This window comes from Vibrio sp. 970 (assembly GCF_033339075.1).
The window spans coordinates 1-673 of sequence record NZ_JAWOTW010000364.1; the positions used below are offsets into that span (position 1 = coordinate 1).

Annotated in this window: 2 protein-coding genes; both read right to left on the reverse strand. The window is 48.9% G+C overall.

All coding sequences use genetic code 11. The features are described from left to right. Positions 1–516 (reverse strand): MlaD family protein (locus R7Q11_RS26700; RefSeq protein ID WP_225467058.1); only part of this gene is annotated, 516 nt, incomplete at its 3' end. After that, positions 509–673: paraquat-inducible protein A (locus tag R7Q11_RS26705; RefSeq protein ID WP_225467059.1), on the reverse strand; the 165-nt coding region annotated here is incomplete at its 5' end. The genes R7Q11_RS26705 and R7Q11_RS26700, both read right to left, overlap by 8 nt.

Genomic DNA, 673 nt, shown 5'->3' on the forward strand with positions numbered 1-673 from the left:
TAAGTCTCGGCTTTTAAGCTTGATGTTCAAACCCTGTGAAACACGTAGGTCCGTTGGCGCCGAATCGAGAGCGTGGAATGTGGTCTCAAATTCTTGACCGTCCCCCGGTTGGATAGAGATGTAGTTACCAGAAACAAGCGCATCCAAGCCCGACACACCAGTTAAACTCGCGGTTGGTTTGACGAGCCAAAAACGCGTTTTGTCGTTTAGTAACTTCGTTGCTTCAGGGTAGATGTCTGCATCCACGTAAATGCTGCCGAGATCTTCGGACAAATTAATGTCACGCACCATACCGACTTCCAAACCTTGGTAACGGATAGTTGTACGTCCCGCCACCAAACCAGCAGCGTCGGAGAAGTAAATCTGTACTCGTTGCCCCGCATCATGGATGGACTTCACCACAAGCCAGCCGGCGAGCACCATCGTCAAAATTGGCAGTAGCCAAAGTGGAGATATGCCTTTGCTCCTCTTAACATCAGGCACATACGATGTTTGAGAATTGTTCTGATCACTCATTAATTGACTCTTTTTCTGATTGTTTTGGGGCTTCATCCCAGATTAGCCTTGGGTCAATACTCTCTGCGGCTAACATTGTCAGCACAACGACTAAACCAAACGCGACCGCGCCGTAACCTGGCGTAAAGTCGAGTATTTGACCGCGATCGACCAAGGT